General features: G+C 52.2%; 13 protein-coding genes and 2 tRNA genes. 12 read left to right on the forward strand and 3 right to left on the reverse strand.

Going from position 1 to position 17760, the window contains the following annotated elements; all coding sequences use genetic code 11:
* Nucleotides 1–184 (reverse strand): hypothetical protein (locus QWI17_RS00700; protein ID WP_302720570.1); only part of this gene is annotated, 184 nt, incomplete at its 3' end.
* Nucleotides 185–323: 139 nt separating this feature from the next.
* A tRNA-Arg gene (locus QWI17_RS00705) sits at nucleotides 324–400 on the reverse strand.
* Nucleotides 401–761: 361 nt separating this feature from the next.
* Here QWI17_RS00705 and QWI17_RS00710 point away from each other — a divergent pair.
* Nucleotides 762–849 (forward strand) — tRNA-Ser (locus QWI17_RS00710).
* An 826-nt stretch (nucleotides 850–1675) separates the two neighbouring features.
* A complete protein-coding gene (gene ggt / locus QWI17_RS00715; protein ID WP_302720571.1) occupies nucleotides 1676–3355 on the forward strand; it encodes a gamma-glutamyltransferase in 1680 nt (559 codons plus the stop codon).
* Nucleotides 3356–3364: 9 nt separating this feature from the next.
* Here ggt and QWI17_RS00720 read toward each other — a convergent pair whose 3' ends face one another.
* A complete protein-coding gene (locus QWI17_RS00720) occupies nucleotides 3365–4321 on the reverse strand; it encodes a tRNA dihydrouridine synthase (RefSeq protein WP_302720572.1) in 957 nt (318 codons plus the stop codon).
* A 254-nt stretch (nucleotides 4322–4575) separates the two neighbouring features.
* Here QWI17_RS00720 and QWI17_RS00725 point away from each other — a divergent pair, with 254 nt between their 5' ends.
* From QWI17_RS00725 to QWI17_RS00770, 10 genes are all read left to right on the forward strand, one after another.
* Complete coding sequence (locus tag QWI17_RS00725) at nucleotides 4576–4821, forward strand: OadG family protein (protein ID WP_302720573.1); 246 nt, start codon at nucleotides 4576–4578, stop codon at nucleotides 4819–4821.
* 56 nt (nucleotides 4822–4877) lie between these two features.
* The gene (gene oadA / locus QWI17_RS00730) at nucleotides 4878–6656 is read left to right on the forward strand and encodes a sodium-extruding oxaloacetate decarboxylase subunit alpha (RefSeq protein ID WP_302720574.1); all 1779 of its coding nucleotides are present in this window, start codon (nucleotides 4878–4880) and stop codon (nucleotides 6654–6656) included.
* Between the two features lie 27 nt (nucleotides 6657–6683).
* Complete coding sequence (locus QWI17_RS00735; protein WP_302720575.1) at nucleotides 6684–7994, forward strand: sodium ion-translocating decarboxylase subunit beta; 1311 nt, start codon at nucleotides 6684–6686, stop codon at nucleotides 7992–7994.
* 79 nt (nucleotides 7995–8073) lie between these two features.
* Nucleotides 8074–9420 carry a DEAD/DEAH box helicase gene (locus tag QWI17_RS00740; RefSeq protein ID WP_302720576.1) on the forward strand — a complete coding sequence of 449 codons (1347 nt, stop codon included), beginning with the start codon at nucleotides 8074–8076 and terminating at the stop codon, nucleotides 9418–9420.
* Nucleotides 9417–10193 (forward strand): M90 family metallopeptidase, encoded by a 777-nt coding sequence (locus QWI17_RS00745; protein ID WP_302720577.1) that lies wholly within the window; start codon nucleotides 9417–9419, stop codon nucleotides 10191–10193. Before QWI17_RS00740 ends, QWI17_RS00745 begins: the two co-directional genes overlap by 4 nt.
* Nucleotides 10194–10501: 308 nt before the next feature.
* Nucleotides 10502–11308: a PhoH family protein gene (locus QWI17_RS00750; protein WP_302720578.1), complete on the forward strand. Its 807-nt coding sequence runs from the start codon at nucleotides 10502–10504 to the stop codon at nucleotides 11306–11308.
* Between the two features lie 387 nt (nucleotides 11309–11695).
* Nucleotides 11696–13453, forward strand: coding sequence for a TolC family outer membrane protein (locus tag QWI17_RS00755; protein WP_302720579.1), 1758 nt, complete (start codon nucleotides 11696–11698; stop codon nucleotides 13451–13453).
* A gap of 89 nt (nucleotides 13454–13542) precedes the next feature.
* Nucleotides 13543–15699: a type I secretion system permease/ATPase gene (locus tag QWI17_RS00760; protein WP_302720580.1), complete on the forward strand. Its 2157-nt coding sequence runs from the start codon at nucleotides 13543–13545 to the stop codon at nucleotides 15697–15699.
* The gene (locus QWI17_RS00765) at nucleotides 15699–17120 is read left to right on the forward strand and encodes an HlyD family type I secretion periplasmic adaptor subunit (protein ID WP_302720581.1); all 1422 of its coding nucleotides are present in this window, start codon (nucleotides 15699–15701) and stop codon (nucleotides 17118–17120) included. The genes QWI17_RS00760 and QWI17_RS00765 overlap by 1 nt, the downstream gene beginning before the upstream one ends.
* Complete coding sequence (locus tag QWI17_RS00770; protein WP_302720582.1) at nucleotides 17120–17710, forward strand: helix-turn-helix transcriptional regulator; 591 nt, start codon at nucleotides 17120–17122, stop codon at nucleotides 17708–17710. Before QWI17_RS00765 ends, QWI17_RS00770 begins: the two co-directional genes overlap by 1 nt.
* Nucleotides 17711–17760: the final 50 nt, after the last annotated feature.

The raw sequence follows: 17760 nt of genomic DNA on the forward strand, positions 1-17760 counted from the left end.
TAGGCTTTTTAATATGGCGCACTCGGGAGGGTTCAGATGGCGTTTTTAGCGAAACACCGTTTCGCGCCAGGTGAACGCCCGCTAGCTGTGCTTGCGGGCAGGCAATCCGAGCGAGCTGCAAACAAAAAAGCCCACCCCAAAGGGGTAGGCTTTTTAATATGGCGCACTCGGGAGGATTAACCAAAGCACCTCCTGTGCTTTGCCCTATGGGCTCCCTTCGGTCGGTTCAAATCGTTCCAGACGATTTGTCGAACCTGCGGATGTTCTCACCCTCCCAAATACGCATAAAAAAAGCCCACCCCAAAAGGGTAGGCTTTTTAATATGGCGCACTCGGGAGGATTCGAACCTCCGACCGCTCGGTTCGTAGCCGAGTACTCTATCCAGCTGAGCTACGAGTGCGTCGTTAGGAGGCGCGTATATTAGGGATTCACTGCAACCCCGTCAAGAGCTGACATGCAAAATAGTTCTTTTTTTTCCGCAAGCGTTCAACAACCGACCACCTCGTTGATTTTGCACACAATCCACTTCACCTTGAGCAATATTTGCATCGCCCGCGTTGCAATTATTGGGGGGTTTGTGTAAATTAGCGCCCCCTTGAGCAGGGCGGTTGCTGTTTACCCCAAAGCTCGAATTGGTGAGGTGGCCGAGTGGTCGAGCCGAAGCGCAGCGAAGACAGCGCCGAAGGCGATCACGCGCATGCTCGGCGGGCGCCTCAACAAATCTACCCAGTGGGTAAGTTTGGGGCAAACAGTTTGATATTGGTGAGGTGGCCGAGTGGTCGAAGGCGCACGCCTGGAAAGTGTGTAACGGGCAACCGTTCGAGGGTTCAAATCCCTCCCTCACCGCCATATATAGGAAGCTCAACCGAAAGGTTGGGCTTTTTTTATGGGATCGGTCCTGGTTAATGACCTACATTCATGTAGGTCCCCATGCCTGCCCGCGAGCATAGCTAGCGGGCGTTCATCTGGCGCGAAACGGTGTTTCGCAAAAAACGCCATCTGAACCCTCCCGAGTGCGCCTTTTATGCCTGCACTCACTCGCATTGCCTGCCCATAGGCGCAGCTTACGTTCACCCATCTGGATTGGGCTCGGCGCTTTTAGCGGATAGGCTCACGCATAATTAGAGTCGATGAACTCCGGGGTGAGGCGCAGACTAAGAGCGGTTTTGTAAGTTTCATTCCCCGCCACTTAAACCGGTTCGCGCTTAGATTGGCTGAAAGGTTTGTAGCTTTGTCGGCGTACTTTGGCGTATACTCACCCCACAGACGACTAAAAATAATAAAAAGCTCACCCTTCCACAGGTGGGCTTTTTGCGTTTTTAGGTTGGGCAAAACCCGCTGTAAGCGGCAGAGATTAAGCAGTTCTCGAGGTATAGATCATGCGCAAGGTGAAGCAGTACTTGTCATTGTCAGTGGTATCTTTTCGTACAATTCGTCGCGGCAAAATAAGCGCTTTTATGGGCGTTGAAGGTCTGCGCGGTAATCACTACTGGGTGTAACTTTACACCTGGCTTTGAAGCACGGGCTTGCATTGGTAGGCCAAAAAGTTTACTCCTAGTATTAACCTCGCTTTGTCGAGGTTTTTTTACGCCTGTATTTTGCCGTTAACAGGTAAGATTTATAGGGTTATGCTGTGGCTGATCGGTATCAGATTTAATTAATTTAAGGAAACAGAATGCGTAATTGGGTTGTTTTAGTGTGCATCATGGTATTGGCGCCATGGGGTGTTGCTGGCATGGAAGGGTATGCGCAAATAACACCAGATGGCCGCGCCGCCGTTGCCACTGTGCAGCCCAGGGCTACCGAGGCCGCAATGCAGGTGTTGGCCAATGGCGGTAACGCCGTTGATGCGGCCGTGGCGGCTGCACTGGCTCTGGGAGTGGTGGATGGCCACAACTCGGGTATTGGTGGTGGTAGCTTTGCGGTGGTGCGCTGGGCCGATGGCACTATTGAGGCGCTCGATGGGCGTGAGCAGGCACCTGCGAAAGCGCACCGGGATATGTTTGTGAGAAACGGTGAGGTACAGCGCGGACTCAGTCGCACCGGTGCTCTGGCTTCGGGTATACCCGGTTCGGTAGCGCTGTTTGATTATTTGTTGGATAAGGGGGGCGCGCTCGAGTCTGCGCAGGTGTATGCCCCGGCTATTGAGTTGGCTCGCAGCGGGTTCCCGATTGACCAAATTTATGCCAACCGCCTTGCCCGTCACAAAGAGGTGCTGGCCAAGTTTCCCGCCACCGCAAAGGTGTTGTTGAATAAAGCTGGCGAGCCTTGGCCGGTGGGACATCAGTTAGTGCAGTCCGATTTGGCGAACACCTATGAGAAGTTGGCGAGCGAGGGCAGTGAGTATTTTTACCGCGGTGACTTTGCCGGTGCGGTGGACAAATGGATGCAGCATAATGGCGGTCTAATTTCCGCTGAGGATTTTGCCCGCTATCAAATGCTGGTGCGCAAGCCGGTGCGCTCGCAGTACCGAGGGTACGAGGTGGTGGGGTTTGGGCCGCCAAGCTCGGGGGGCGTCCACGTCGCCCAGATACTCAATATTCTGCAGCCGTTTGAGTTGGCAAAGCTCAGCGAGGTTGAGCGCTATCACGTCATTGCTGAGGCAATGAAACTGGCGTTTGCCGATCGGGCTTATTGGCTGGGCGACCCGGCTTTTACGAAAGTACCCAAAGGTTTGGTTCGGGCGGAGTACGCGAAGAAACTGGCCGCTGATATATCGTTGCAACAAGCATTGACTGATGTGACGCATGGCACACCGGCAAACGCGGCGATTGATTTATTTGATAAGCACACAACACATATTGCGACTGCTGATCAGCATGGCAATTGGGTGGCTATTACCACTACCGTCAATACCGATTTTGGTTCGAAGGTGATTATCCCTGGGACGGGTGTGGTGATGAACAATCAAATGGACGACTTTTCCGCGCAGCCCGGCGTGCCCAATATTTACGGTTTAGTGGGGACGGAGGCCAACGCCATTGCGCCTGGCAAGCGGCCGTTATCGAGTATGAGTCCGACTTTATTATTGAAGGACGATCAGCCCGTGATGACACTGGGCGCTGCCGGTGGCCCAACCATCATTACCCAGGTGGTTCAGGCGATAATTAATCACGTTGATTTAGAGTTGGGGCTCTATGAGGCGTTGGCGCTGCCTCGTATCCACCACCAGTGGCAGCCTGACACGCTGTATCTGGAGCCAAGCGCTAGCGATGCGTTGCATAAAGCGCTGGCCGCGCGAGGGCATACGCTAAAAGCACTCGGACCCTACGGTTCCACTCAGGCAATTGAATGGCGCAAGGGGAAGTTCGATGCTGTCGCAGAGCCCCGTCTAGAGCAGCGCAATAAGCACTGAGTTATTGCATTAACGTTGCCCTAGTTGCTGCTGGAAAATGTGCTCCAGAACGTCGGGGTTGCGTTCTTTTTTAATGGTTTCAAAGAACTTATTGGCCTCGGGGTAGGCGGTACGCAAGTACATTAGCCACTGTTTGATCCGGTTGCCAGCGTATTTAATCGGGTAAATAGGCAGGCTGGTTTGATAATATTGATGCAGCTGCTCCAATGCCCAGCGCCAGGGTTGCGGTTGATATTCCTGCCCTGCAACCAATGCCTTAATCTGCAGTGCAAGGTCGGGCCGGGCGAGCAAGCCACGACCCAGCATAATGTCCTCGCAGTGTGATTCCTCACGGCACTTGATAAAATCGTCCACAGTCCAAATTTCGCCGTTGGCAATTACTGGAATGCTGAGAGCCTGATGGATATGGCCGATGTGGTCCCAGTAGGCCGGCGGGTGGTAGCCGTCGGCCTTAGAGCGCCCATGCACCACAAGCTCATCGGCGCCACCGTCGGCGCAGGCATGGGCACACTCTAAATAGCCTGAGCGGTCTTCATAACCGAGGCGAATTTTAGCGCTGACGGTAATCTGTTTGGGGACGGCCCGACGTACCGCCGCTACAATGTCGTAAAGTCGGGTGGGGGTGCGCAACAGGCAGGCGCCACCATCGCTTTTGTTGACGGTTTTGGCTGGGCAGCCAAAGTTTAAGTCAATGGCGTTGGCGCCAGCGCGCACTGCGCGGAGTGCGTTCTCGCCCATGGCTGGCGCTTGACCGCCCAGCAATTGCAGTTTTACCGGTACCCCTGCGGGTGTTTTACACAGGTTTTCGAGCTCTGGGCAGAGGCGTCGAAATACGCGACGAGGCAGAGGTTGATCCACCACCCGGACAAACTCCGTAACACACTGGTCAACCCCGCCAATGGCGGTAACCTGATCGCGAACGAGGTAGTCGACAACGCCCTCCATGGGGGCCAAGTGAATTTTCATAGGTGCCTGCTGTGCCAAATGTGCGGATTCTACCGCTTTTTAACACTGTACGCTTAACTTGCCTTTAGCTAAATTCGATAAAAGGTTGGCGAAAACGCGATAAAATCGGGGAAAAGGTAGTTAAGTGAGTTGATGTTATTGAAGTCAACGAAATGACATCTTGTAAGTTGATGAAAGATAAGAGAAAATGCTCGGCCGCTCGCAAGGCAGGTTTTGCCTTGGGTGGTGATTCACTTAAGTAGAAGGTAGTCGCTATGCAAGATACTTTGCTACAGCAAGGCATTGATTTAATGGTCTATGGTATGGGCACGGTGATCGTGTTTTTAACCATATTGGTCATTCTCACAGGCATTATGTCGCGTTTGGTGCTTCGCTACTTTCCCGACCCGGTAGCGGTCGAACCAAAGAAAAGTCGCGCTCCTGCCACCACTGGTGCCGCCGTGGAGCCGCACATTCAGCGTGTTATCGAAGAGGCTATTCGCCAACACCGTACGCGCTAAAACACGATTTACGCTAACGCATTTACAGACAAGATTAACTTGGGGTTAAGTACGCCATGAGCGAGGTTAAAAAACCACTGGGTATCACCGATGTGGTACTGCGCGATGCGCATCAGTCACTGTTTGCCACCCGCATGCGTCTCGATGACATGTTGCCTATTGCGCAAAAGCTCGACGACGTTGGCTTTTGGTCATTAGAAACGTGGGGGGGCGCCACCTTCGATAGTTGTATACGCTACCTCGGCGAAGATCCCTGGCATCGTATTCGCGAACTGAAAAAAGCCATGCCTAAGACCCCAATGCAAATGTTGCTGCGCGGTCAAAACCTGTTGGGCTACCGTCACTACGGCGACGACGTGGTTGCGAAATTTGTTGAGCGCGCTGCGGCCAACGGCGTGGATGTATTCCGCGTGTTCGATGCTATGAATGATATGCGTAACATCGAAGCGGCCTTGAAGGCCGTAAAGGAGCAAGGCAAGCACGCTCAGGGTACCATTTCTTACACATTGAGCCCGGTTCATACGCTCGAAGGCTGGGTCGAACAGGGTAAGCGCATCGAAGATATGGGAGCTGACTCCATCGCCATTAAAGATATGGCAGGCCTACTGAAGCCTTATGTGGGTTACGAGCTGGTTAAGCGTTTGAAAGAAAGCTGCGATATCCCTATTCATATGCAGAGTCATGCGACGACAGGTTTGGCGCATGCCACCAACCTCAAGTGCGTGGAGGCGGGCATCGATAATGTCGATACCGCAATTTCGTCCATGTCTATGACCTACGGTCACAGCCCTACCGAAACACTGGTGGCAACACTGGAAGGCACCGAGCGCGATACCGGGCTCGACATTTACCTGTTAGAAGAAATTGCTGGCTATTTCCGCGAAGTGCGGAAGAAGTACGCCAAATTTGAAGGTGCATTGAAAGGCGTTGATTCCCGTATTTTGGTGGCTCAAGTGCCAGGCGGCATGTTGACCAATATGGAAAATCAACTGCGTGAGCAAAACGCTACCGATAAGTTAGATGACGTGCTGGCCGAAATTCCCAAGGTTCGCGAAGATCTTGGCTTTATTCCGCTGGTCACCCCAACCTCGCAAATTGTTGGCTCACAGGCGGTGCTAAATGTACTGACTGGCGAGCGCTATAAAACCATTACCCGTGAAACCGAAGGGGTATTGAAAGGTGAGTACGGCGCGGCGCCAGCGCCCGTCAATAAAGAGCTGCAGCAGCGGGTGTTGGGAGACGCTGATCCTATTACCTGTCGCCCGGCGGATTTGATAGAACCCGAATTCGACAAGCTGACCACCGAGCTGTTGCGAGAAGCGCAAGAAAAAGGCATCGAACTGAGCGAGGGCGCAGGCCAGGTTGACGATGTACTCACTTACGCACTGTTCCCGCAGGTGGGATTGAAGTTTCTGCAAAACCGCAACAACCCAGACGCTTTCGAGCCGGTGCCTACCGGTAAAGAGAGCAGTGTGCCCACTACCGATTCAGGTGAAGAAATTTACACCGTGGATGTGGAAGGTAAAAAGTACACCGTAACGGTAGCCTCTGGTGGTGATATCACCGGTATTGGCGCCGTCGGTGGCGCCGCGGCTTCTGCCGCTGCTCCTGCCAGTGGCGGCGGCGAGCCTGTCCCGGCGCCTTTGGGTGGCACTATTGTGCGTTTGGCGGTGCAGCCCGGTGAGCAGGTGGCCGAAGGCGATACTTTGTTGATTTTGGAAGCCATGAAAATGGAGTCCGAGGTTAGTGCGCCCCGAGCCGGTACTGTGACTGCGATAAATGTGCAAGCGGGCGATGCGGTAGCGGCGGGTGATAACCTGCTGAGTATCGGCTAACCCCCCGAGTTTAACTGAGAGAAGATTATGCAAAATTTCTTACGTCTCTGGCACGACTCGGGCATTTACCACCTGGATATAGGTCAGGCGGTCATGATGTTGGTGGGTCTGCTGTTGTTGTTTTTGGCCATTCGCAAAGGCTTTGAGCCTTTGCTGCTGGTGCCGATTGGTTTTGGGTGTATTTTGTCGAATATACCCGGCGCGGGTCTGTCCATGTCCGCGGTGGAAAACGCGCTTTATTCGGGTTACCCCGATGTAATTGGGCCAATTGCGCAATTGTTAGGCGAGCAAGCTGACGCTGGTGTAAAGGCGATCAGTGCGGCCTACAAACATGCTGCGGCAGGCGTTCAGGCTGATGCCAATCGTTTGGCGAGTGACTTGGGTTACGCCAACGGCATGCTCTACAACTTTTACAATGTGGCCATTGGCAGTGGTGTGGCTCCGCTGCTGATCTTTATGGGTGTGGGAGCAATGACTGACTTTGGTCCATTGCTGGCAAACCCTAAAACACTTTTCTTAGGTGCGGCTGCTCAGTTTGGTATTTTTGCTACCGTAATGGGCGCTGTTGGCCTATCGGTAACCGGAATAATTGATTTTTCCATTGCCGATGCAGCCGCCATTGGCATTATTGGTGGCGCCGATGGTCCAACTGCCATTTATGTTGCCAGTATTTTGGCTCCAGAACTGTTGGGTGCAATCGCTGTGGCGGCATACTCGTATATGGCGTTGGTGCCGATGATCCAGCCGCCGATTATGCGTCTTTTTACAACCGAAGAAGAGCGCAAAATTCAAATGCATCAGCTGCGCACAGTGTCGCGCCGCGAGAAAATCGTATTTCCGCTGATACTGCTGATTTTGGTGGCTTTGATTCTTCCAAGTGCCGCGCCGCTGCTCGGCATGTTCTGTTTCGGTAACCTTATGCGCGAGTGTGGTGTTGTTGAGCGCTTAAGCGATACCGCGCAAAACGCTCTGATTAATATCGTGACTATATTTTTGGGCCTCTCGGTGGGTTCCAAATTGGCAGCCGCCAAATTCCTTGACCCAAAAACGCTCGGTATTTTGGTGCTGGGTATTGTTGCTTTCGGTATTGGTACCGCCATGGGTGTGCTGACAGCCAAGTTTATGAATTTGTTTGTGAAGCAAAAAATTAACCCACTGATAGGTTCGGCGGGCGTGTCAGCGGTGCCAATGGCAGCGCGGGTATCCAATAAACTGGGGCTGGAAGCCAACCCGCAGAATTATTTGTTGATGCATGCGATGGGACCAAATGTGGCCGGAGTTATTGGCTCGGCGATTGCCGCCGGTGTCATGATCTCTATCGTATCTTCTTTAACCTAACGTCTGTAAACGCTTTTCGCTCTATATTCCTTTCTTTTGCCGCCGCACCTAGAGTGCGGCGCTTTTTAAGAGGCACAACGTGTCCGACTTTTCAGTTTTTTGTGATATTGACCACCCGGCACTTTTGCAGAACTTGCAGCGTATGGGGATAGAGCAGCCTACCGAAGTGCAAGAGCGCACCATTGATGCGGTATTGGACGGCTCTGACTGCGTTGTGTCTGCGCCTACGGGCTCCGGTAAAACACTGGCTTTTTTATTGCCCGTCATGCAAGCGCTGCACAGCGAAAAACGTAAAAGTGGCCGTGTTCGCGCTCTTGTGCTTTCACCCACACGAGAGTTAGCGCGACAAATTGTCGAACACGGACGCAAGCTTTGTGACCGCAATGCCGTTAATGTTGTCGCGCTTACCGGCGGTGACCATAAACGAACGCAAGAAATCTACCTGCACGATGCCGATTTATTAGTGGCCACGCCAGGGCGATTGGCCGAGTACGTCGGTGAGGCACGTATCGATCTAAGCGCACTCCAGTTTCTGGTGGTGGACGAAGCTGACCGCACGCTGGATATGGGCTTTGCCAATGAGGTAACTCAAATTGCCTACAACTGTAACCCCGAGCGGCAGACGCTGTTATTTTCTGCCACCATGCAAGGTTCAGGGGTTGAGGAATTTGTTGCGGCTCTGACCGACCCTAACACTCGCGTCAATATCCATGTTGAAAACCAACTGGATCAGCGCAGCATGCAAAAAATACTGGTGGACGAGCGTGAACACGTAGAGCGATTAATGCCTGCGCTGTTGGCAGAGCGCGAGTTCCGCCGCGCCATGATATTCGTTAATAAACGCGAGCAGGCCGACAAGCTAAACGAGGTATTAAAACTGGCTGGTTGTCGATCGGCCAGTTTACATGGAGAAATGGATGCCTCTGTGCGTAAGCAAGTGCATAAAGCATTCAGCTCTGGTGAGGTGAATGTTTTGGTGGCTACCGACCTGGCAGCCCGCGGACTCGATATCAGCGGTGTCGATTTAGTAATTAACGCCGAGTTGCCTTATAACGTACCGAGTTTTATCCACCGTGCTGGGCGCACAGGGCGTATGGGAAAAATTGGCTGTGTTATTTCATTGGTCAGTGCCCCGGCCTGGAACCGCATGGCGGCTATAGAAAGATTTTTAGGGCGCAGTGCCGAGCTCGTAAAAGTATCCGGTTTTGAATCCAGCTATAAAGGCCCCAAGAAAACCCGGGCTTCGGGGAAGGTGGCGGGCCGCAAAAAAACATCTGCAGAGAAGAAAAAATCACAGGCGCGCTCGGGTAAAGATAAGCCTAAAGAGAAAAAAAATCGTCTGCGCGATCAAAAAAATGTCGGCAAGCGTCGTAAGCCCAATTCCAAACCAGACAGTACGGGCGGTAATAAGCCGGAGGTGTCGTGATTTTAAGTTGGTGGCGGCAGTGGCGGGAAAACCGAGTTCTAAAGCGCAATGCAATTGACGAGCGCGATTGGCAGCAAGTGTTGTCGCAGTTGCCGTTGCTCAAAGGTTTGTCGGCTGACGAGCTGGCTCAACTCAGACGCTTGGCGATACTGTTTATTCACGAAAAGCAATTTATTGCCGTCGGTGGCATAAGCATCACTGGCAACATGGCGTTGCTGATCGCTCTGCAAGCCTGTCTTCCAGTTCTTCACCTCGGTTTGGAGTGGTACCGTGGCTGGTCTTCGGTCATTGTATACCCTGCCGCTTTTAAGACTAAGCAAACCCAATTCGATGAGTACGGCGTAGCCCATGAGGTAGAGCACCATTTGGCCGGGCAGGCGTGGAGTCACGGCGGTGTCATTTTGGCCTGGGATCAAACGGCGCGTGCCGGGGTTATTGACGGGCACAACTTAGTCATTCATGAATTTGTCCACAAGCTCGATATGCTCAATGGTGCTGCCGATGGGTTCCCGCCGCTGCGCCCAGGTATGTCGGCAAGCGCCTGGAGCAAGGCTTTTTCTGACGCCTATGAAGACTTTGTCAAACAAGTCCATTTGGGGCGTCGTACGCCTATCGATCGTTATGCGGCTACCAATCCGGCAGAATTTATTGCCGTAACCAGTGAAGTTTTTTTTGAACTGCCCTCGGTTTTGGCCGAAGTCTACCCAGAAGTATTTGCCCAATATGTCGAGTTCTACCAGCAGAACCCGGCTGATCGCCTGGCGGGGCAATAGTGCAGAAATTTGCCTGCATTTAGGGCATCTTGGCATTTTAGGCTCTCAATGTGACAAATTGTGGTGCAGTTTTTTGGGCAAAAATAATTTTGTTAAAAAGCCGTTGACCAACACTACAGGTTGGGCATAGTATGAATTTCGAGGGCACATATTGTGTTTTGGCTCCCAAAACAAACGTGCTCGGGTATCCATTCACCCAGACATAGGAGTGATTTTTCTTCGCGTAAGCAGGTAGGGCTCGTCGCGAGCCAAAGTCAAAAGGCCTAGCGATGTGCCAGTGCAAACTTTGACCGAAAGGGACAATACCCATGGCGAAAAGATCTCACGCAAGACGCAGTAACCAATACGATATGGACAACGGTGGCTTTCAGGCCACGAAAAAAGGGCGCGGTAAATCGGCCCGCAAGCAGCGAAAGGATGAGGGCAACATCGTCGAGATGAAATCCCGCTCCCAACAGCTCGAAACTGCCTACAGTCCTCAACGTACCTCTCAACCTCTTCAAGCACGAACCTCCGCACAACAAGACTACATAGACGCTATCAAACAGCACAGCTTAACTTTTGGTATTGGCCCCGCTGGTACCGGGAAAAGTTATTGCGCCGGGGCCTTGGCGGCAGAAGCGTTGGAGTCAGGGCGAATCGAGCGCATCATCTTAACCCGCCCAGCGGTCGAGGCTGGCGAGCAACTGGGCTTTTTACCCGGCGCGCTGGATGAGAAGTTTTCAGTCTATATAGATGCCTTTCGCGATATTCTGAATGAACGTCTCGGTGCCGGTACGGTGGATTATTGTTTGCGCCACGGGCGTATTGTGGCTGCGCCACTGGCATTTATGCGAGGTAAAACCTTCAACAACCGCACCTTCGTTGTGCTCGATGAGGCGCAAAATACCTCTATGGCGCAAATGAAAATGTTTCTGACGAGGATTGGTGAAGATTGTAAAGTGGTGATCAATGGTGATATTGAACAGAGTGATATCAAGGGAGCCAATGGCTTGGCGGACGCAATTGATAAGCTCAGTGGGGTGAACTCTGTGCATGTTCACCGCTTCGAGCGTGATGATATCGTCCGTAGCGGCCTGGTGCGCGATATTATTGATCGCTATGAGCTCTCATAGTGTAACCGCACGGTAACAAAACCTCTTCTACAATATGCTTGGCCATACGCTCACGACAAGTGAGCGTATGGTTTTTCTGTAATTGCTAACATCACAGTAACGCCGGATATAAGCCCTGACCAATTAATAGTCTATCTTTATACTTAAATCGCATTGATATCTTGATATCTATTACCGAGCTACAGTAATATTGGCGCATTGTTGAATACGGTGTCAATATGTGTGACGCAGTTCTCATCTTGGGGTTTATCCTGGCTTGAGACTTTGATGGGTTTGCTATAAGCGCAAGCGCTGGGGAAACCGGTCGTTTCGTTCATTACTGGGGCAGCTTTGTGTTGGTCCTATGCTGTAAAATAACATCGAGTTGTCTATTTTGAGGGAATATTAATGTCTAAATATCTTTTGAGGCCGCTGCGCCAGGCGAGGACTATAGGTGCCGCACTGACTTTAATATCGGTCACGACAGTAGCTCAAACTCAAACCAGTCGCGATGCTGTGTTAGGCGCATTGGAGTCTAATCCGGAAGTAAAATCTGCGATGCACACTTTTGAAGCTGCCGACTATGAGATGCGCGGGGCTAAAGGTGGCTACTTTCCCTCTTTGGATATTTCGGCCGGCACAGGTAAAGCGCGCCGGGATTATGATGAGCGTGATGATTACACGACCAATCGCGCCGAAATAGCGCTTACTCAATTGCTGTTTGACGGGTTTCGGGTGAGTGGCGAGGTAGGGCGCCTGGATGAGGCCCGGCAGGTACGTTATCTTGAGCTGCGCGATACTTTAGACGGTATCGCCCTCGAGTCTTTTGCTGTGGCTGAGGACCTCGTTCGTTTTCGGGAATTGTTAGATCTCGCTCGTACGAATTATCAAGAGCACCTTGAAGTTCAGGCGCAGATTAAAGAGCGCGTTGACCAAGGTGTGGGGCGTCGCGCCGACCTGGACCAGGTAGAGGGGCGGGTAGCATTGGCCGAATCCAACCTGTTGACAGAAGCTTCTAACCTTCACGATGTCACCGCTAAATATTTGCGTTTGGTCGGGCAGTTACCGCCGGCTGAACTCCAGCCTGTAAGCCTTTTGGACGAGCAGGTGCCGGACACCGTTAACCAGCTGCTGGAAATGGCGTATCGCGGTAATCCGGGCTTTCATGCCGCGATCAAGAATATCGCCTCAGCGCAGGCCGGTGTTAAGACCCAGCGATCTAATTACTACCCGACTGTGGAGCTGCGTGCTCGCTACGGGACACAGCAAAACCTGGGTGTCTTTGATGAGCGCTTTGATCCCGATGACTTCGGTGACGAGGGCTCGGTTGAGCTCGCCTTTACTTACAACCTATTCAACGGTGGTAGTGATCGGGCGGCGGTGCGCCAATCACTGGCGGAAGTGGATACCGCAATGAGTCAGCGCGATCAGGCGTGTGTAAACCTTCGTCAGGATACACAAATTGCGTATAACGATATTAACCAGCTTACTGAGCAATTGGTGTCTCTGCAGGCACACCGGGACGCCAGTAATCGCGTCCGCGCGGCCTATGCGGAGCAGTTCCAAATTGGACAGCGTACGCTGCTGGACGTGCTTGATGCAGAAAACGAGTATTTCGAGTCCAGTCGCGCTTTGATTAACGCTAATCATGACCTCAACCTGGCTTATGCGCGAGTGTTAGATGCATCGGGTCAATTGATTCCGACGTTAAATATTGTTGGCGAAGAGCTGCCAGCGCTTGAGAGTATTGACGAAGATATGGCGGAGATCAGCGTCGAGCCAGCGTCGGCTTGCCCTGTTGTTTCGCCCACGGCTTATGGTCGCACGGAGTTGATTTCCGATGTGTTTAACATCGAAATGGATGATATGTTCGATGAACAAAGCACTGTTTTGAGCGCGAACGCTATGAGCCGTCTCGATCGTCTGATAGCGCAATTCGGCAAAAATGGCACCGTTGCTGAAGTTTTAGTGAGTGCCCGTATGACATCCGACAAGGCCGGCTTAAATGAGACTATTGCGCAGGCGAGAGTTAAAGCGGTACGTAATTATCTTGTGTTTAACGGTTTGGAGCTCGCCAGTGTTGTAGATTCGCCGATCGACTCTAACAGTCCGGTACAGCCTGCCACTGACCGCGTTCAAATTACTGTTCGCCATCTGGGCGGATAAGCGCCATACTGTCTAAAGTGTGTCAAAATATCCCGCTAGCGGGATATTTTGTGTGAGTGCTCGAAGTACTATCAGGAAAATAAGAGTTTATGAGTGAAAAGGCAGGCGGGGCTGGCAGCGCCCCGTTGCGCGGTGGGCCACTAACAGCCTGTTTGGTCGCCTTGGCGAAGGCCCACGGTATTCGCACCTCTGAATCTACGCTGCTGGCGGGTTTGCCGCTGCAGCAAGAGCAATTGACTCCCTCTCTATTTGACCGGGCCGCTACCCGCGCAGGCCTGGCTTCGCAGCTGTCTCAGCGGCCGCTTGCAGAAATCAACCAGGCGTTACTTCCCGCTATACTCATTCTGGAAAATAATAACGCTTGTCTGCTCGTTGAATTAAACGTGGAGCAGGGGACGGCCGACGTCGTATTTCCTGAGCTTGGCAAAACTGTCTCCACCGTATCTCTCGCTGAACTCGACGAACGCTATGCGGGTCGAGTTATCTATGCTCGCCCAAAAATAAATTTTCGGGCCCGCAACGCTGGCATTCACGAGGTGGTTAAAGGGCACTGGTTCTGGGACGTGATTAAATCCCATCGCAGCTTGTTCCGGGATGTACTGTTAGCGGCATTTATGATCAATCTATTTGCCTTGGTTATGCCACTGTTTGTCATGAATGTTTATGACCGTGTGGTACCTAACTTTGCAACGGAAACCTTGTGGGTGTTGGCGATCGGTGTGGCGGTTGTGCTGGTGGCTGATGTGGTACTGAAAATCGTGCGAGCCTGGTTTGTGGATCTGGCGGCAAGTCGTATCGATATTCGGCTGTCGGCCAACATTATGGCCCGGGTGCTGGGAATGAAACTCTCCGAGCAGCCAAGCTCGGTTGGTTCTTTCGCATCCGGGCTGCAAGCATTTGAGTCGGTTAGAGCTTTTATTGGTTCCAGCACCATTATTGCCTTTATTGATTTACCTTTTGTGGTGGTATTTCTTTTGGTAATCGGGCTGCTAACCTCCTGGTGGTTGACGATTCCAATTATTGTTGGTGCACTAATCTGCCTGATCTATGCCGCCTCGGTACAGACAAGAATGCATCAACTGTCATTGGCAACAATGGAAGCCAGCGGGCAGAGAAATTCAGTATTAGTGGAAAGCCTGAACAGTCTGGAGTCGCTTAAGTTTCTCGGTGCCGAGGGGCGGATGCAGCAGTTGTGGGAGAGAGCAACGGTATTCTTGTCTCGTACCAGCACCAAAACCCGGTTGCTATCGGGTTCGGTAACCGCCGGTTCACAGTCGATTCAACAGTTGGTAGCGGTGTCGATTATCATTGTCGGTGTTTATTTAATTGCTGACGGTCAGTTATCACAGGGCGGGTTAATCGCCGCTTATATGCTTTCTTCGCGAATTATGGCCCCGATTGGACAGAGCGCTGGCTTGATGATGCAGTATCATCAAGCGGCGACTGCACTCGAGGGGGTAGAGCAGGTAATGAACAAGCCTGTCGAGCGCCCGGAAGACTCACAGTGGGTTAATGTGCCTCGCGTGCAAGGGCGTGTCGAATTCAAAAAGGTATCGTTTCGTTATCCTAACGATGACCGCGACATTCTCAAAGATGTCAGTTTTGTGCTGGAGCCCGGCGAGCGGGTCGCGGTTCTTGGACGCAATGGTTCAGGTAAGACCACAATACAAAAACTAATCGCTGGTCTTTACTCCCCCTCCGCGGGCAATATATTAATCGACAATATAGATATCGGTCAGCTAGACCCGGCCCAGTTGCGGGAAAATATTGGTTACGTGCCTCAAGACATCAATTTGTTTTTGGGTACATTGCGCGAAAATCTGGCTTTGGCCCATCCGCACGTCGACGATGCCCGCCTGATGGAAGTTATAGAGTTATGTGGTCTAACCGAGTTTATTAACGCTCATCCGCAGGGCTTGTCGATGCCGGTAGGAGAGCGCGGGGGACTGCTGTCGGGCGGGCAGAAGCAAAGTGTCGCCGTTGCGCGCGCGCTAATGTCTGAACCTTCCGTACTGCTATTGGATGAACCTACGGGCGCTATGGATCACTCCAGTGAAGAAGCGCTTAAAACTAATTTGGTGAAGCCATCGACTGGCAAGACCATGTTGGTGATTACCCACCGGACCTCTTTGTTAACACTGGTGGATCGAATTATCGTGATCGACGCCGGAAAGATCGTGGCAGACGGGCCCAAGGATCAGGTGGTTGAAGCGTTGCGTCAAGGCCGGATTGGGAGAGCGGGCTGATGGCAAAAACGCGTGAAGAAAAGCATTTTAAAACGCTTGGAAAGTCGATTGATGGTTTATCGCGCCCCATGTCGCGCCGTGTCGATAAGTTGTGGTCTCGCTGGATTGCTCCCTCCAGCGAGCTTTCCCGCGATTGGCTGGAAGATGCCGACTGGGCCAAAATTCAGCAGGAGCCCGTGCGCGCTCGCAGCTTACTTTTTGGTATGTTTATTGTGTTAGTTGTACTGGTGATTTGGGCCAGTCTGGCACAAATCGATGAGGTGGCTCGCGGTCAGGGTAAAGTTATTCCATCCAGGCAAACGCAAATTGTGCAGTCATTCGATGGCGGCGTCGTCGAAAAGATTCTGGTTGAAGAGGGCCAGGTTGTTGAAAAAGGGGCGTTGGTTATGCAAATTGATCCAACGCGATTCGTTTCGTCTTACCGCGAAAACCGGGTTCAGTATTTATCTCTATTGGCTCGCTCCGCCCGGTTGCAGGCGCTGGCAACAGGTGATGCGCTGGATATTCCCGCCGAGGTCGTTAAACAGGAGCCCGCGCTCGCGGACAACGAACGCACGCTTTATCATTCAAATTTGGCCGAACTGGAGCAGCAGATCTCGCGTGCTACGCAGCAACTTTTGCAGCGTCAGGAAGAGCTAAGCGAGGTGGATGCTAAACTTAAACAAGCTACCCGAGCGGCAGAGTTGTCGTCACAGGAGCTTGCGGTTACCAAGCCTTTGCTGGGCAGCGGCGCCATTTCCGAGGTAGAGATTTTACGTTTGGAACGAGATTTGTCCAACGCGGAAGGGGAGCGTGACCAAGCCATCGCGCAGCGCGAGCGAATACTGTCAGCAATTCGCGAAGCGCGCAATAATATTACCGAGGTTGAGCTGGCGGCGAAGAATGAGTGGCGCGGTCAGTTATCGGAAACATTGGCCAAGTTATCGAGTTTGTCAGAAACCGGACTAGGATTGGCGGATCGTGTTAAATACGCTGATATTCGGGCACCGGTTCGCGGAACCATTCAACGCTTGTTTATTAACACCGAGGGCGGTGTGGTACAGCCGGGAAGCGAGGTTGTGGAAATGACCCCGCTGGATGACCAGCTGCTAATTGAAGCTAAAATATCACCGAAAGATATTGCCTTTTTAAAGCCCGGTCAGAAGGCAATGGTAAAATTTACCGCCTATGATTTTACCGTTTACGGCGGTTTGACCGGAGAGCTGGAGCATATAAGTGCCGACACGATCACAGACAATGAGGATGATCAAACCTATTATTTGGTTAGGGTGCGCACTGAGGAGTCCGGCTTTGATGAAGGTACACAAATTATTCCGGGCATGACGACCCAGGTCGATATTATTACCGGCAAAAAAACGGTCATGTCCTACCTGTTGAAGCCTATTCTTCGTGCTAAACAAAATGCGTTGACCGAACGATAATGCGATCAGTATTTGTTACGACGTCTAACATTGACTCCCAACGCTGGCAGAGCGCTTTTGAGGAGGCCGCCGTATACGTTGACTACGCGCCCGATCAAGTCTCTGCGAATGAAAAGACATTGGCGTGGCTGGTGTTGGACGGCGCCTGGCGAGAGCATTTAACTTCGTTAACAGCCGCAGGTGCCAAAGTGGTAGCGCTTACGTTAAATGAGACGGCCGTCGAAGCACGAGAAATGTTTGCGCTGGGTTGTAGCGGCTACCTACACGCCATGGCCGCACCAGAGCAGCTAGCTAGAGTTAAGAAAGCTATCGAGTACGACGGCCTTTGGCTCGGTCGGGATTTAATGAGTGAGCTTCTGCTCACGCCCAAACCGCCGACTCAGCAGCCGTCCCAAATGTCACTTGAACGGCTCAGTGATCGAGAGCGAGCGGTAGCTCAAGCGGTTGTTGAAGGCCACAGCAATAAAGAAGTAGCTCGTTTGCTCGATATTACCGAGCGCACAGTTAAGGCACATTTAAGTTCGTGTTATGAGAAGCTTGGCGTGCGCGATCGTATGCAGCTAGCTCTTCATCTTCGTCCGGGAAAATAGACCGCGGTCATTGGACGCCTGGTATCAAAAATAGCTGCCTGCGTTTGGCT

Origin of the sequence: Gilvimarinus gilvus (genome assembly GCF_030518155.1) — a bacterium.
GTDB classification, from domain to species: domain Bacteria; phylum Pseudomonadota; class Gammaproteobacteria; order Pseudomonadales; family Cellvibrionaceae; genus Gilvimarinus; species Gilvimarinus gilvus.

Bases quoted from the DNA above. Each gene is read 5' to 3' on its own strand.
- ggt (WP_302720571.1), top strand. From the start codon at position 1,676: ATGCGTAATTGGGTTGTTTTAGTGTGCATCATGGTATTGGCGCCATGG.
- QWI17_RS00720 (WP_302720572.1), bottom strand. From the start codon at position 4,321: ATGAAAATTCACTTGGCCCCCATGGAGGGCGTTGTCGACTACCTCGTT.
- QWI17_RS00725 (WP_302720573.1), top strand. From the start codon at position 4,576: ATGCAAGATACTTTGCTACAGCAAGGCATTGATTTAATGGTCTATGGT.
- oadA (WP_302720574.1), top strand. From the start codon at position 4,878: ATGAGCGAGGTTAAAAAACCACTGGGTATCACCGATGTGGTACTGCGC.
- QWI17_RS00735 (WP_302720575.1), top strand. From the start codon at position 6,684: ATGCAAAATTTCTTACGTCTCTGGCACGACTCGGGCATTTACCACCTG.
- QWI17_RS00750 (WP_302720578.1), top strand. From the start codon at position 10,502: ATGGCGAAAAGATCTCACGCAAGACGCAGTAACCAATACGATATGGAC.
- QWI17_RS00755 (WP_302720579.1), top strand. From the start codon at position 11,696: ATGTCTAAATATCTTTTGAGGCCGCTGCGCCAGGCGAGGACTATAGGT.
- QWI17_RS00760 (WP_302720580.1), top strand. From the start codon at position 13,543: ATGAGTGAAAAGGCAGGCGGGGCTGGCAGCGCCCCGTTGCGCGGTGGG.
- QWI17_RS00765 (WP_302720581.1), top strand. From the start codon at position 15,699: ATGGCAAAAACGCGTGAAGAAAAGCATTTTAAAACGCTTGGAAAGTCG.
- QWI17_RS00770 (WP_302720582.1), top strand. From the start codon at position 17,120: ATGCGATCAGTATTTGTTACGACGTCTAACATTGACTCCCAACGCTGG.